Origin of the sequence: Aquiflexum balticum DSM 16537, assembly GCF_900176595.1 — a bacterium.
Classification (GTDB): Bacteria; Bacteroidota; Bacteroidia; order Cytophagales; family Cyclobacteriaceae; genus Aquiflexum; species Aquiflexum balticum.
In genome coordinates this window covers 3,613,138-3,627,736 of the sequence record NZ_LT838813.1, presented here as the reverse complement: position 1 = coordinate 3,627,736, position 14,599 = coordinate 3,613,138, and the positions used below count along the sequence as shown (strand labels likewise).

The 14,599-nt window shown below is 40.2% G+C and carries 12 protein-coding genes; 10 read left to right on the top strand and 2 right to left on the bottom strand.

Features of this window, described 5'->3' with window-relative positions; translation table 11 throughout:
- Positions 1-604 precede the first annotated feature (604 nt).
- Together B9A52_RS15250 and B9A52_RS15245 are read left to right on the top strand one after the other, a co-directional pair.
- Positions 605-1,237 (top strand): outer membrane beta-barrel protein, encoded by a 633-nt coding sequence (locus tag B9A52_RS15250; RefSeq protein WP_084121267.1) that lies wholly within the window; start codon positions 605-607, stop codon positions 1,235-1,237.
- 3 nt (positions 1,238-1,240) lie between these two features.
- Complete coding sequence (locus B9A52_RS15245) at positions 1,241-3,340, top strand: M43 family zinc metalloprotease (protein WP_084121266.1); 2,100 nt, start codon at positions 1,241-1,243, stop codon at positions 3,338-3,340.
- A gap of 131 nt (positions 3,341-3,471) precedes the next feature.
- Here B9A52_RS15245 and B9A52_RS15240 read toward each other — a convergent pair whose 3' ends face one another.
- A complete protein-coding gene (locus tag B9A52_RS15240) occupies positions 3,472-4,143 on the bottom strand; it encodes a response regulator transcription factor (RefSeq protein ID WP_157370173.1) in 672 nt (223 codons plus the stop codon).
- Positions 4,144-4,433: 290 nt separating this feature from the next.
- Here B9A52_RS15240 and B9A52_RS15235 point away from each other — a divergent pair, with 290 nt between their 5' ends.
- The 6 genes from B9A52_RS15235 (at position 4,434) to B9A52_RS15210 (ending at position 9,319) form a co-directional block, all read left to right on the top strand.
- Positions 4,434-4,616, top strand: a complete 183-nt coding sequence (locus B9A52_RS15235) for a hypothetical protein (protein ID WP_084121265.1) — start codon at positions 4,434-4,436, stop codon at positions 4,614-4,616.
- Positions 4,617-5,316: 700 nt separating this feature from the next.
- A complete protein-coding gene (locus tag B9A52_RS15230; protein ID WP_084121264.1) occupies positions 5,317-6,171 on the top strand; it encodes a sensor histidine kinase in 855 nt (284 codons plus the stop codon).
- 2 nt (positions 6,172-6,173) lie between these two features.
- Positions 6,174-6,917 (top strand): LytR/AlgR family response regulator transcription factor, encoded by a 744-nt coding sequence (locus B9A52_RS15225; RefSeq protein WP_084121263.1) that lies wholly within the window; start codon positions 6,174-6,176, stop codon positions 6,915-6,917.
- Between the two features lie 100 nt (positions 6,918-7,017).
- Entirely contained in the window at positions 7,018-7,269 is a 252-nt protein-coding gene (locus tag B9A52_RS15220; RefSeq protein ID WP_084121262.1) for a hypothetical protein, read from the top strand.
- A 536-nt stretch (positions 7,270-7,805) separates the two neighbouring features.
- Positions 7,806-8,597: a hypothetical protein gene (locus B9A52_RS15215; RefSeq protein WP_084121261.1), complete on the top strand. Its 792-nt coding sequence runs from the start codon at positions 7,806-7,808 to the stop codon at positions 8,595-8,597.
- A gap of 47 nt (positions 8,598-8,644) precedes the next feature.
- Positions 8,645-9,319 carry a hypothetical protein gene (locus B9A52_RS15210; protein WP_084121260.1) on the top strand — a complete coding sequence of 225 codons (675 nt, stop codon included), beginning with the start codon at positions 8,645-8,647 and terminating at the stop codon, positions 9,317-9,319.
- Between the two features lie 841 nt (positions 9,320-10,160).
- On the opposite strand, the gene B9A52_RS15200 is transcribed toward B9A52_RS15210, so the two are convergent.
- Positions 10,161-10,784 (bottom strand): porin family protein, encoded by a 624-nt coding sequence (locus B9A52_RS15200; protein WP_084121258.1) that lies wholly within the window; start codon positions 10,782-10,784, stop codon positions 10,161-10,163.
- Positions 10,785-11,012: 228 nt separating this feature from the next.
- On the opposite strand from B9A52_RS15200, the gene B9A52_RS15195 reads away from it, so the two are divergent.
- Together B9A52_RS15195 and B9A52_RS15190 are read left to right on the top strand one after the other, a co-directional pair.
- The gene (locus tag B9A52_RS15195; protein ID WP_172805224.1) at positions 11,013-11,603 is read left to right on the top strand and encodes a two-component regulator propeller domain-containing protein; all 591 of its coding nucleotides are present in this window, start codon (positions 11,013-11,015) and stop codon (positions 11,601-11,603) included.
- 21 nt (positions 11,604-11,624) lie between these two features.
- Complete coding sequence (locus tag B9A52_RS15190; RefSeq protein WP_317045543.1) at positions 11,625-14,555, top strand: adenylate/guanylate cyclase domain-containing protein; 2,931 nt, start codon at positions 11,625-11,627, stop codon at positions 14,553-14,555.
- Positions 14,556-14,599: the final 44 nt, after the last annotated feature.

Below are 14,599 nucleotides of genomic sequence, written 5' to 3'. Positions count from 1 at the left end.
TTTTGGGGGGGGGTGAAACATTGAGGAGTTTGGTCAGATGCGAGAGATTAGACACAAGACGCAAGACTCAAGACACAAGATTCGAGATTCAAGACTTGAGTATAAGCAAAAACCACGAAGTTGAACTTTTTAATAGCCCTTATGAAATGTGGAGTAAAGGATAAGATATTTTTTTATGGTCCGATCAACCTTGAAGGGCCTGCCTGACGGAAGGCAGGGTTGAACAAACAGTGTAAGATGGATATAGGGTAATAAAGCCGATAATTCGTTTATTTATAAACAGTTACCTCCTTGTTTCCACGCATGTCTTGGGCAGTGAGGTGACAAAGGGAAGCTTTTTTGAGTAGCTGGTGTAGGTTGGATGGATTGATAAATGAACCCAACAACTATAACAACTATGATAACCATTACAACCTGATAACCATGACAACTTTTTTTACCTAAATTCTTCCAAAGAATCTACAATCTTCCACAATCCCCCAAAAAACCTACCCCATTTGCGGTATTTTAGTATTTAAACGAATATTATTTGTTGAAAAAAATTCTTTTCAAGGAGCCGACTTTATAAATTAACAATCTGTTAGAAATTTTTATAGGGTAAAATATGAAGCTTTTATTTAAAATTTTGGTTTTGGTGTTCCTTTCAGGCAATGCTTTTTCACAAATGGACAGCACCATTGTAGCACCTAAGAAAAAATCCAATACCAAATGGAGAGTGGCTGTACATGCCAATTATATCAATTTTAACAATTCCTTGGGGTATTTTGATATTGACAGTGAGTATAAGTTGGGATTCAGTACCGGTCCGGTCTTTCATATTCCCATCAGCCCCTATAACAGCATGCGGATCGAGCCCTATTACCTGTTTCAACAAATCCAAAACAGGTATGTGGCCGATAATGTGGATGTGAAAACTGCTTTTACCAACCATGTGGCGGGAATGGATTTTTTCCCGGTCGTGCTGAAAACCAAATCCAAATTTAAGCCTACCCTTTCTTTGGGTGGATATGCCCAATACCATATCCACTCCAAGTCACAAACTGAAATCAATGGAACTGAAATCGCCTATCCCTTTGATGAATTCAACCATTTTCAGGCAGGTTGGATTGTTGGGGCCGGGGTATATTTAAACCGGACCTTATTGGAGTTGAGGCTGTACAATGCCCTGGTAGAATTTTATCCCAATGCTGTTTCAAGTAATACCCTGCGCAGTATGTCATTTATAATCGCATTTTAAAAAATGAAAAACCGTTTTCTTATTCTTTTATGCTCCTATTTTCTCTTGTTCAATTCCTGCATGGTGGACAATTTTGAGGAAGGCTCCTTATTGATGGACAGTATCACTGAGGTAAAACTGATTTCGGGTGATACCCTGTTTCTAAAAAAAGAGGGTACCTATGAGGTGAAATATCTCTTGAGGTATTTTTCCAAACAGGAAGAAGTGAATTTAAAGAATACTCTTAAGCCTAAATTGTATCTCAATGGAAATGAGGTGGAGAATACAGAAATCGACCTGAGTCAAGAATCGAATTATACCCTTCAGGCAGAATTCCCAAACAAGTCCAAAATCCAAAGCAATGCATTGAATATCCGGGTTTTGTCCATTATCAATGCCATTACAGCCATCAAACTGGAATTAAAAGGAGTATCCAATGTCCTGATACCGGAATTGGAGGATCCAAGCTTTGATGATTTGTTTAAGATTGAAGTGAGTCTTTTAACCGGGGAAAAGTTGGTCGTCAATCAAAGCTTTTTTGATTTTAAATATGTATTGAATGGAGCAAGCTCAGATAGTTTTCAGGTAAGGGATTTTGAAACTGGTGAAGATGCTTCAATACAAATTAGTATAAATAATATCATCAGCAATGCTTTAGACTTTGAGGTTTTAACCATAAAGGATGCTGTAGAAGAAATAGAGTTAAAACCTTTAGATAACATTTCCCAAATCAATAAGGCAGAAACTCAGGGTTTATTAACTGATTTTATTGCCATCAATGCAAGGTTGAAAAATTCTGAATTAATAGACTTAAAATCTTACCCCGGCATTTATACCTTGGAATATAATGAAGTGAATTTGTCTGATTTCAACATCAATCAACTTCCTGATGGCAAGTTTAAATTAAGGGCGGCAGTCGGTCAGGTTTTTAGTAATTCTGTGGATTTGGAAGTGTTTGACCCAATGACTTATATCAAAAGCATAGACCTCATTTTGGATGAAAGAACTAGGAATGTTTATGCTGTGGCCGGCTCTTCGGAACTGGATTTCACCTATGAGGTTATCGGGATGGACAACGCTGTCCTGACTATCCCGGCCACCTTGGTAGTGGACGGACAAAAACAGGATTCATTTAAAAATATCCCCATCAATAAAGCTGGGACAGTAAATGTACACGCTGAAATCTCAGGTAAGAAAAGTAATACCATACAGATCATTTCACGGCAAAACCAGGTCTTACAAAAAGTCCGGGTTCCTATCATATTTCATGTCTTGGATAATCTCGAAAATGAAATAAACAGGGCAACAGTTGATTTCGAACTTGAAAAATTAAACAAGGCCTTTGCAAATGAATTTCAGCCGGAATCAGCAATACCAAGAAGCAGTAATTCGGTGAATAGCTTTATTGAATTTTTCTTGGTAGAAATGGATGAATTTGGAAATCCGCTACAGGAAAAAGGCATTAACAGAATCCCAAGCGGAGGACTGACTTTCAATAATACTCCTTCAAAAGAAATGGGATTTCTTTTTAAAAATATTTGGGACCCGAGAAAGTTTGTGAATGTCTTTGTGGGCAGGATGGATAGGCCCGCAGGATATGCTTATTTACCCATTATTAAAGATAGAGATTTAGACGGAATTGATAAGATAGATGATTGGTATGAATTGAGTTTTCCGTATTCCACTGTAATAGCCGACTTTGTAATGGGGCTTCCAAGCAATACTACCTTAGCCCATGAAATCGGACATATGTTGGGCTTATACCATCCCTTTGGGGATATGTTCCCAAGTAATCAGTGTATCGATGGGGATTTTTGTCCGGATACAGAAACCCATTTAGTTGTACCAACAGGCTTGAGTACGGTCAACATTCTAAAAAATTGTGAAAATCAAACTTTTTACTCGGCAAATATCATGGACTATCTGGTCAATGACAACAGCTTTACTTATGACCAAAGAGAAAGAATGAGGACCATAGCGGTTTATAATCCATTCTTCGCAAAAGAAAGCAATTATTTGAATGCAAGACTGAAGCCCTTTGAAAGAGGAAAACTCGATCCCAGCATCAAACCCGTGGCCTGTGCCCATCTCAATCATTTTGGAAGAAGATTTCACAGTCATTAAGAAAACAGCAATCATTTGGTCAGGGTCCTAGCAAATCATCATCTTCAAAAACTCAACAGTTGAGACCCAATGAAATCTGATTGCTATTGAAAAAAGAAAGCATTGCTTTTGAAAACTTACATACTACTTTGCTACCCTCTTTCCAATTCCAACTTTAGCAGACCTACTATTCCCGCCATATTGCGCACCCCAAACTTGCGGTAAATATTCCTCTTGTGGGTCCGGACAGTCTGCGGGCTTAAACAGAGTTCATCGGCAATTTCCCGATATTTTTTCTGTTCCAAAAACTTATCCAAAATCTTGATTTCCGAGCGGGAAAGTCTGTATTGCTGACAGATCCTTTCCACAGAATTATTGATCAATTCCTCGGATGCTTTTTCGTCTTCGAATTCCGGGAAGTATTTCTTGCCCATCTGCACTTCCTCAATGGCTTGGAGGAAATCTTTGAGATAAGTGTTTTTCCTGACAAAACCCGTGACTCCAAGTTTTTTGCAAAGTGAAATATTGAAATTTGATTGCTGCATGCTGAATACTAGAATGTTGATTTTTGGCAATAAGATTTTGACCTGTTCCAAGAAATTAAAACTGTTCATCTCCGATATGTACAGTTCCAATATCACAAGGTCTGCCCCCCCTCCATTTTTGAAATAGTTCAAAGCGGCTTGGGCACAAGAAAAATGCAAACCGGCTTTAATTCCCAGATTAATTTCCAGGATATGTTTGAGCCCGATGGCAAAAATTTCATGATCGTCAACAATAACAACTTGTTGTATTTTATTGCTATCCTTCACTTTCTTTGACATTAAAGGGTTGAAATTTAAAAAAACGTGGTAATTGTCCAAATAGACAGTTGGCGAAAATTTCATGATCATCAACAATAACCACTTTTTGCATTTTATTGTTATCCTTCATTCTTTGACATTAAAGGGTTGAAAACCGATTTGCAGGGTTGCTTTTAATGGTCTATTTCCAATAGTTTTTAATCAAGATTGGGCAGAAGACGCATTTCAAGATATCCCTAGGCCTACATTTTCAATAGCTAAAAAAAGTATTAGGCAGTCATGATGAAGTAATCGGCAGAATCATCAAGAATATGGAAGAAAGCATGGCGGGTTTTGAGAAGAAAAAAAATCAATTCCCTGGTTTCCCCAAAAATGGTTTTTCTGTATGTTTTGCTAAAAATATTTTAGGTGATTTCACTCAAAAATCCTCTGTGTTTAGTTTTGCTATGAAAGACGAAACAATTATTTATGGTTATACACTTTTTTGCCAGTAACCCAATATCCTATAATTGGCAGGACGGATGACCGAAGTCAGAAGACCGAAGTACCGGGCTTTTTAGGGTCCTGCCATGAATTATATCTAATTACAATTTTACTGGCATCATTGCGGACAAACATGCAATTAATTCACCACTCCAAAAGACCACAGGTCTAAACCAAAAAAAAGCCGGGCATTTCTGCCTCGGCCCTTTATTATTGAAGCTTACCTTATTGTTTCGGTTAAAAATACCAATGATCTGCTTTTAAAAACATTTAAATATGCTTCAGAAATCAACCTAAAGAAATCCATCTTTAGTAAAACGCGGGATTCAATGTGATTTTGGAAGGTTTGGAGAAGAAGGTGGCGTAGAAACCGTTTTTGTGAATTTATAACCTTCATTCCGCAAAATCATAAAAAAGAATAGGAATATGTGCATTCCAACCAGTATGATCTCGGCAGGCTCAACTACCGGGATTTTTCGATTATGGAGGAGATTTGGGGGGAATGCGGGAAAGCCGCATTCCCCCCAAATCTCCTTTCAGTTCACCGAGCTTACCGAGGTGAACTGAAAATTATAATTGGCTTCTGGTATAAAAGCAGATAATCATAAAAGAAATTAATATTGATAATAGAAAAAATTAACAATAAATTATTTGTTCCTCACATTAGCCAGAAAAATTATTAATTATTTTTAGGGAATTAATCCTATATAAATGGCAAAAGCAGTTCTTCTAGGTATTTTTTTGAACGGAAATAAATTTTATTCCACTTTGGCTGCCTTTAAGATTTTACAAATCCAAAGTAATTCCGAAATCAAAACCCTGATACTTTTTGCCCTTATCCCGGTGATGTTGGCTTTTACCTTTGTGATTTTTGTCTTTTACCGCTCAAAAAGAGAAGCAATCATAAAAGAAAAGGAAACAGAATTATTGCTTCAAAAAACCGAAGTAACCCTCAAAGCTCTCAAAGCCCAAATCAATCCCCATTTTATCTTCAATTGCTTGAATTCGATTCATCATTATATGTACAGCCATCCTGTCAATGAAGCCGGGCAATATTTATTGAAGTTCTCCCAACAAATCCGCTATGTCCTTGAAAGCAGTGAGCGAAAAACAGTCCCCCTATCAGATGAATTGGAGGCCAATAGGATTTATCTGGAACTCGAGCAGTTACGCCTGAATCACACTTTTGATTTTTCCATTACTGTTGAAAATGGCCTGGACCCGGATACCATCTATATACCCCCCATGCTGATTCAGCCTTTTTTGGAAAACGCAGTTTGGCATGGGGTATCCGGAGGTGGGAAAATTGATATGGTGATTACACAAGCGGATGACAATCATTTGTTATGCGAAATCAAGGATGAAAAGACCAATAGTAAGCCTGTAGAAAAAGAAATAAATCTCAGTCATCAGGTCAAAAAGACTTCCTTGGGGATGCAGTTGATGCAGGAACGATTTGATTTGCTCAACCAAATAAACAACAATAAATCAGGATACAGGCTTGAAGAGAGAAAAGACGGGATTCCAGGGAAAGTCCTGCAGATTAGAATACCTTTTGAAGATTAGCTATGAAAAAATACAAGGTCATTATCATAGAAGACGAAGCAGCTGCCCAAAGTCAATTGAAAGCATTGCTGGAAAAATATCCTGATTTACAGTTAGTTGGCCAGGCTTTCAATTTGGAAGATGCTTCCAATTTGGTATCAAAGGAGGAACCGGACCTGGTTTTTTGTGATGTGGACCTTCCACCGGGCAATGCTTTTGATTGGTTGTCGGGATTCGAAAGCATCCCATTTTCTATCATATTTACCACTTCTTACGATACCTATGCTACCCGTGCTTTTCGCCTGGCAGCAGTGGACTACTTGCTAAAACCCTTGATAGAAACTGAATTGGATCAGGCATTGGAAAAATTCCGGTCGAAAATGCAAAAGGGAGACAACTTAGACCATGTGCAGGAATTACTGAACAATCTCCATAAATCCATCCCAAAAAAGAAGGTTGCCCTCCCTACCCTATCCGGATATCTTTTTGTGCCAATCGAGGACATTATCCGATGCGAATCGGACAATACTTATACCACATTTCACCTGATTGACAAAAAAACCATCATTGTATCCAAAACCCTGAAGGAATGTGAACAGATGCTTTTGGAGCAGGGTTTTTTCCGGGTGCACAACAGTCATTTGATCAATTTGGCATATATCAAAGAATACCTCAAAGGGGAGGGCGGCCAAGTGAAAATGGAGGATGGAAGCTATGTGGATGTGTCCAGAAGGAGAAAGGATGAATTCTTAAAAAATATCCGATGATCTAACCAAATTCAACTAAAAGTTTACCATGTTCTATGGAGATTTTCCCATTTGCTAATTTGTATTGGACTTTAAACCGCCAAATGGATAAATTATTTGCATGAAAAAACTTGTGGTCAGTGCATTTGTAGAAAAGGGAGAAATCCATATGATCTTGGATGGTAACCCGGTTGCTTCCTTATTTCCTGTGGAATTGGAACTCAGTGATGATGAACATGTCCTCCAATGGTATGTGGACAGTCCGATCGGGGGGCAGTTTACGCTGAGTATTTCTTCCCCAAAATCCGCCGAGATGCAGCTGACCAAACGCTTGGGAAAGGGGGAGAAAGATTGGGGGGGAGTGGGGATTTGAAAAAAGACATAAGTTGTGAGACGTGAGATTTTAGACTTGGGAGCAGGATGGTGTATGAGGTGGATTGGAAGAACTTGTCCGCTTGGGTGGATTGGAAGAACTTGTCCGCCGTGGCGGATTGGAAGATTGGAAGATTGGAATATTGGAAGAACTTGTCCACCTAGGTGGATTGGAAAATTGTCAGTGATTTTCCTGCTCAATTGGGTTCTCTTTATTAGCCCTACTTTGTCAAGTTATAGATTCCTTATTTGAAGATTCTCAATAATAATATAATTTGATATTGGCAAAGGTCCCTTTAGGGACATAATATGGGTAAAATAAACGATCAATCGAAAGACATTTGTGCCTTTAGGTACAACATATATCCCGTACCTAAAGGCACTGAAATCCATTAAAACCAGATTCTTGCTACCCATATATAGTCCCTAAAGGGACATTTCCTTCATTTAGAAGGACGGTCGAATAGAAATGTAAATTTCTTACGACTATTTTAATTTGACAAAGTGGGGTTAGTTATTACTTAAACATATTTAATCATGAAAAAAATTGATTATTCTCTTAGCGAAAAAACAAAAATAGCTCTTGTATCTGACCCATTTGGATTGGATGAGACTGTGGAGTTATCCAATAATTATCTTAAAATACCTGATTTAAACGCTGCATTTCCTTTTAAGGAATATTTTTTGGGATTGTTTAATTCGAGTGCATTGAATATTTCTGAGGATAAAAGTGGAGTCAGATTTTGGTATTGTTTGAGAAGTGGAATAGGTCCTTTTCCTAAGTTTTTCTTAGCTTTAGAAACGCTAGATAGGTACGATAAAAAGAACCCCGAGGATCAAACCAATATGCTTGAAAACTTATTTATTCCTAAAATGAAAGGCTATTGGAAAAAACCCATCGACAAACCCAATGTTGAAACCTTTTTAAAGAGAGATATTTTTAAAAATTCCAAGCCTAATCCAAATAAAATTAGAAAAAAAAATGTGATCAGATTTTCGCAAAATTTCAAGAATCAAATTAAAAGTCCCTCCACAAATGAGGTTGGAACTTCGGATCCATATTGCAAATACTCAATTGCTTATTTTGAAAATAACGATGAATTCAAAACTTTCATGGGTAGAAAACCAGATAGAATAGCTTTTATCATGGGTTATAGCAGAGACACCTTACACTTCCCTAATTACATTAGGCCCATCCTTGCAGGTATTGATAAAGAGGGGAATATAATTCTTCCCAAGGAAGATGCTGGTTCAGGTGTAGTATCAGAAAAAACATTTCTCCAACATTCCTGGCCTCCACCACCACCAAACACGGAGGAGGAAAACTGAATCAGGTTTTGATTTCTGGATTTGACAATTTTGCTTATAACTATTGAATGACGGACGCGGCTTATTATCTTAAGATCATATCTACTTTTTCAGTACTTCTTCCTATCCTTTCGGGGATAGGATTTGGTATGCAAAAGGTTAAGCCATACCCGCTGTTTTTGGCCTTTCTGTTTTTTGGATTTCTGATTGATCTGACCGGTTGGTACATGTATGTCACGAACAATACCCAAGGAAATTGGTTTTTTCGCTATGCTTATAGTTTGGTGGAACCCATATTTTACTTTTGGTGGATCGGATATTTCAGCCAAAGTAAGGTCGTTGTCAAATTGACCAAGATTTTCATGCTACTCAGTTTTCTGTTTTGGCTATTGATCATTTTTTATCAACCTGCCTTTTCTTCTTATTATATCTTCACAGAGGTAAGTCTGGCCTTTTTTGCGGGATTCTTGGTATTGGAGATAGTGGAAGGGAAAAAAGAAAAATCCCTTCCATTATCCTTTTGGATAGTTTTTGGAATCTTTTTTTACAACTTCTGCACCTTTTTTGTCAAAGGCCTCCTCAACACCCAAATCGCCACAGACCTGTGGTTTATCCAAAATGTAGTCAATATCATGACCAATTTGATTTTTGCCCTGGGATTTTGGATGGGGAGATTGAATAGGTCATTTTTAAAAACGAGTCTATTGGAAAAATTCAGATTAAATAATAATTGGCACTTCTAAAAGTACAAAATATTCTTGAAATATAATACAATCAAGAATAAAGATGCGAGAACCGAGAACCGAGAAATTAGACCTAGGTAAGGTGCTTCACCAATGAACTTGGGGCAGGTATTGATTGTTGACTAGCCGAGTTTTCAAAATTGGAATTTACAAAAAGGGTTATGATATCAGGTTCCTCGTCATTCAGAGCCGCAGCTTGCTAAGGCGAAGAATCTCCCATACCTCAGGAGATGCCCCTAAGGAATCATGATCTGCATGAAACTCTGAAAACCTGCCAATTGTAGTCTTCAGGAAAAGCTATTTGTTTCCAACCTCTCGCATCTCCCTTCTGGTTTCCAACCTCTCGCTTCTCGCATCTCGCTTCTTGTCTCTTGTCTCTTGGTTCTTGGCTCTTGGCTCTTGGCTCTAAACTTGGATCTTGACTAAAACTCAAAAAAAACCACCCAAACTGGATGACTCTTAAAAAAACATACGAAGAATGAATTAAGGGTTAATCCCGAAGTACTCGCAGACGGCTTGGTAATCATCAAAATCAAAAGGGTATTTTAAAAAGCGACCTACAGTCGCGTAAATACATAAGTGTTTAAGTCCAAGGTCTTCATGATTTTATGATTTGTTTTTAGGTTAAAATTTTTCTGAGTTAAATTTCATAATTTTGCTTAATGCTTAAAATACCCCAAAAGTAGTAAAACTGCCTTTATAGGTACATTTAACTATGTGCCATGGTGCCTTGTTCAAAAAAAAACCGTCCCGGATTCGGGAAGGTTTTAGGGTTATGTAGAATGAGGGATTACTGTTTGATGATGCGGCCCTTGAGGACTTCGCTATTTCTTTCGAATCACTAAAATGTGTACCCCACTCTAAGTGCCAGGTGGCTTCCGTTTCCCTGATCCCGATTGTCGGTGGCTTGGTTTGTTAGACCACTACCGTAATTCAATCCCATCAAAATCTTTCCGAAATCATAGCCAAACATCAGGTTAAATCCTATAGTCATGGGAGACTCCTGATTTGCTCCACTCCCAAATTCATAATCAGTTGAGGTTCTGTTGCCATTGAAGTCAACAGTCCTCTTTCCAGATAAACCATACATCAGGGAGGGACCGATGCCGGCAAACACCCCCGTTTCCTCCTCACTATGATATACCAGTTGGACTGGAATTTCGAGGTAATTGATCGACATGGAAGTATTGGTGATATCACCAGTATCCAAATCTTCTAGTTCATCACCCCAACGTCTGTTCAGATAATTGACCGAAGGCTGAATCGCTATGTTTTTCGTAAGTGCTACGTTGTAAAAAGCACCGAATGTGAAGCCGATCGTTCCCCCCAGTTTGTCTAACCCATCGGCTGTTTCGAATGCTTCACCCAAGGTGCCAACAGGACCGGCTTGAATACCAAATTGGGAATAAGCCGGAGCGACCTGAAATCCGACCGCAACTAAAACAATAAAAATAACTTTCTTCATGGTGAATATGGTTTGATGTAATGCTAAACTAGTCACTCGGCAAGTCAATCAAAATACCCCAAAAGTAGTATAATTGGCCTTACAGCTAGAATTATCCAATTACATCTAGCGATATTGTCAATTTCAGACCTTAAGTTTAGGAGTGTTTTGTTGATCTGGAGCGGTCGAATCTGATACTACTTTCCGTTTTCTATTTGAGTTAGGTTCTAGAAAATCTTAAACCCCATGATGTACCCTGTCCGACTTTTCGTTTTTGCGGTTGTTTTCCTGCTTGTTTATTGTACAAAGCCCTCAGAGAACAAGATTGAAAAAAGTGATGCGGAAATCCTCGAGCAAAAGCCTCCGAGGATTACCCGCCTGGCCGACCTTCCCGATTCGCTTCAACCAAAGACTAAATGGCTCAGCCAGTATCAAGAACCGAGAATCATCCCAGTCCCAAAAAGAAAAGGGGAATACGTTTACAGTCGGATCAATATAGCGGGTGAAAACCAAGTTATCGAAGTGGAACCACCTCAAGTGTATCAGTTTGAAGTCCTGAAAAACGAGGACGGCGAAGTGGTGAAAAACACAGCGGGGAAACCTTATGTAATCGGCAAGGGAGGGAAAAGCCAGTTTACAAATTTCACTTCAGAAGATGGCTTGGCGGCCGATGCCATCATCAGCATGCAAATCGACAGGCGGGGCGAGCTTTGGGTAGGCACGTATGGCGGCGGCGTGAGTAGGTATGATGGAAGGAAATTCACGAACTACAAAACTGAACACGGTCTATCCAACGATGCCATTTCACGAATTTTCGAGGACAGCAAGGGAAATCTATAGTTCGGCTCCAATACGGGTGGAATAAGCAAGTTCGATGGAAAAAAGTTTACAAGGCTGAGAAGCTTTGAAGGCCTCCCATCCGACATCATATGGAGCATCGGTGAAGACTCCCAAGGCAATATGTGGTTCGGAAGTTATGACGCCGGCATCACCAAATACGATGGTGAATCGTTCACAAATCTGAGCTCTGCCGACGGTCTCCCCGGAGATTTCATTCTGGGGACGGCAAGGGATGATGCGGGCAATATGTGGTTTGGTGGTGTTGGCGGGCTTACCAAAATCTCCGGCGATAATTTGACAAATTTCTCTATCGAGGATGGGCTTCCCTCCAATGCGGTGCTTTCCATTTTACATAAAAGTGACAAAAGCTTATGGTTTGGAACGGTTGGCGGATTGGCCAAGTATGACGAAAAAGGCTTTCATAACTTTACTGTGAATGATGGCATGGCGGACAATACTGTTTGGGATATGGCTGAAGATGGAAAAGGAGAGCTTTGGTTAGCAACCTATTTTGGACTGAGCCACTATGACGGGTCAAAAATCACTTCTTATACCAAATCTGTTGGGTTGTTGGAAAACGGGGCCAGGGATGTGGCGGTCGAAAAAAACGGAACCGTCTGGGTAGGTACCGAAGAGGCTGGGTTAAGCAGGTTTGATGGCGAAGCATTTACCAACTTTACAAAGGATTATGGCTTGAAACACACAGCTGTCATCAACGATATATTCCAAGATCGGGAAGGGAATATCTGGTTTGCCTCAGTGATGGGCTTGCACAAGTATGACGGTTTTGGATTCACGATGTACAGCAGAAACCATGGAGGGCTTTTGGAAAACTCGATCGACTGCAGCTATCAAGACGACACAGGGTTGCTGTGGTTTGTTGGTGCGAAAGGTATGACCAAGTTTGATGGCAAATCATTCATACACTATAGTCAGGCACAAGGATTTCCGGACGAGAAAGTTGTAGATATTCTCCAGGGTAAGGATGGTATTTTTTGGTTGGCTTTCGAAACAGGAATTGCACGATTTGATGGCAAATCTTTGACTCAGTACAGCGCAGATCATGGTCTTCCTGTAGATATCAAGGAGATTTTCATTGACAGCTTTGGGAATTTTTGGATCATATCGGCTTATGGCTTGACGCTTTTTGAAAATGGGGTTTTTATACATTATGGCCGAGAACAAGGTCTCGAAGGGATAGTCACTGACATTTTACAGGACGAAAAAGGAAACCTTTGGCTTGGCACCTATCGAGGCATCGCCTTTGTAGATTCCAAACAGCTCAGTGCGATTAGCACCAACCTTGAGAAAAAGTTTGACTTCAAAACACTAGACCAAAGCCATGGCTTGGTGGATCGCTACGCCTATCAGCTCTTGTTTGTACCCGAGGGAAAATTGGCCGTTGGCTCATCTAGGGGTATTCAAATATTCGATGTACCCGATTTAGGTTCAGGAGATTTTTCAAAAATCAGTTCCAGCGAATGGTACCACAGCAGCACCGGATTTCCTGTGAAAGATGTAAATCCAATCGGGAAGAACACAATGTTCTTGGACAAAGACGGGATCATTTGGGCCGCGACGGAAAGCGGCAATACGGGCCTCGTGCGGTTTGATTACAAGAAAGTAAATAAAAACAAAACCAAGCCGCAGCTGCGATTAAAAGACATCAGGCTGAACGAAGCACCTGTTTCCTGGCAATCCATTATTGACTACCCCCAGGTCATCGAACCCAAGGACACAGCCAATACCGTTCCCGCCCATGTGGAAGAAATGCTGAAGTACGGGAAAAAGTTGAGCGAAGCAGAACGGGATTCCTTGGCCAGTCATTTCAAGGGTGTCACATTGGCGGACGTGTCACCGTTCTATATGATTCCCCAAGACCTTGTCCTCCCCTATCGCTTCAACAGGGTGACTTTCGAATTCGGCACGGACGAACTAACAAATCCAGATTTGATCGAATATCAATACTTTTTGCAAGACTATGACAAGGTCTGGAGTCCCGTGACCAAGGAATCCAAGGTTACCTTTGGCAACATCCGGGAAGGAAGCTACACTTTCCGGGTCAGGGCGCGGTTTACGGGAGTAAGCGAAAAAGGAGCCGATGCATGGACAGCGCCACTGGAATTTACTTTTCAGGTTTTACCGCCCTGGTACAGGACTTGGTGGGCTTATTTGAGCTATGCGCTGTTATTTATCGCGATTTTCCGTTATTACATCAAAAGAAGGGAGTGGGCGCTGAGAAAACGTCAGGAAGAATTAGAGGAAACCGTATCCATCAGAACTTCCGAACTAAGAGCAGAGAAAAAGAAATCCGATGACCTCCTACTCAATATCCTACCCGAGGAGGTCGCAGAGGAACTGAAGGCCAAAGGCAATGCGGATGCTCAGTTGATCGACCAGGTAACCGTACTATTTACTGATTTCAAAGGCTTCACCCAACTATCAGAAAAGCTCAGTCCAAAAGAACTGGTAGCCGAAATCAACGAGTGCTTCTCGGCTTTTGATTTGATTATGGAAAAACACGGTATTGAGAAAATCAAGACAATCGGGGATGCCTATATGGCCGCAGGTGGTTTGCCCACACCCAATCAGACACACGCGATTGATGTGGTGAAAGCAGCCCTGGACATTCAGGAATTCATGAAAAAGCACAAGGAAGACCGAGAAGCACGAGGTGATCTGTTTTTTGAAATCAGGATTGGCATCCATACGGGCCCTGTTGTGGCGGGAATTGTGGGCGTCAAGAAGTTCCAGTATGATATCTGGGGCGATACGGTCAACACGGCAAGCAGGATGGAAAGCAGCGGTGAAATCGGGAAAGTCAACATCTCTGGCACCACTTACGAACTGGTAAAAGACCGAACAGAATGCTTTTATCGTGGAAAAATCTCCGCCAAAGGCAAGGGGGATATCGATATGTACTTTGTGGAAAGGGTGGAACGAAAAGATTGATAAGTCCTGAATCAATCAAAGATCCCGGTACTTGAAGGAAGAAA

Coding starts and splice junctions, on each gene's coding strand:
- B9A52_RS15250 (WP_084121267.1), top strand. CDS start 605: ATGAAGCTTTTATTTAAAATTTTGGTTTTGGTGTTCCTTTCAGGCAAT.
- B9A52_RS15245 (WP_084121266.1), top strand. CDS start 1,241: ATGAAAAACCGTTTTCTTATTCTTTTATGCTCCTATTTTCTCTTGTTC.
- B9A52_RS15240 (WP_157370173.1), bottom strand. CDS start 4,143: ATGTCAAAGAAAGTGAAGGATAGCAATAAAATACAACAAGTTGTTATT.
- B9A52_RS15235 (WP_084121265.1), top strand. CDS start 4,434: ATGGAAGAAAGCATGGCGGGTTTTGAGAAGAAAAAAAATCAATTCCCT.
- B9A52_RS15230 (WP_084121264.1), top strand. CDS start 5,317: ATGGCAAAAGCAGTTCTTCTAGGTATTTTTTTGAACGGAAATAAATTT.
- B9A52_RS15225 (WP_084121263.1), top strand. CDS start 6,174: ATGAAAAAATACAAGGTCATTATCATAGAAGACGAAGCAGCTGCCCAA.
- B9A52_RS15220 (WP_084121262.1), top strand. CDS start 7,018: ATGAAAAAACTTGTGGTCAGTGCATTTGTAGAAAAGGGAGAAATCCAT.
- B9A52_RS15215 (WP_084121261.1), top strand. CDS start 7,806: ATGAAAAAAATTGATTATTCTCTTAGCGAAAAAACAAAAATAGCTCTT.
- B9A52_RS15210 (WP_084121260.1), top strand. CDS start 8,645: ATGACGGACGCGGCTTATTATCTTAAGATCATATCTACTTTTTCAGTA.
- B9A52_RS15200 (WP_084121258.1), bottom strand. CDS start 10,784: ATGAAGAAAGTTATTTTTATTGTTTTAGTTGCGGTCGGATTTCAGGTC.
- B9A52_RS15195 (WP_172805224.1), top strand. CDS start 11,013: ATGTACCCTGTCCGACTTTTCGTTTTTGCGGTTGTTTTCCTGCTTGTT.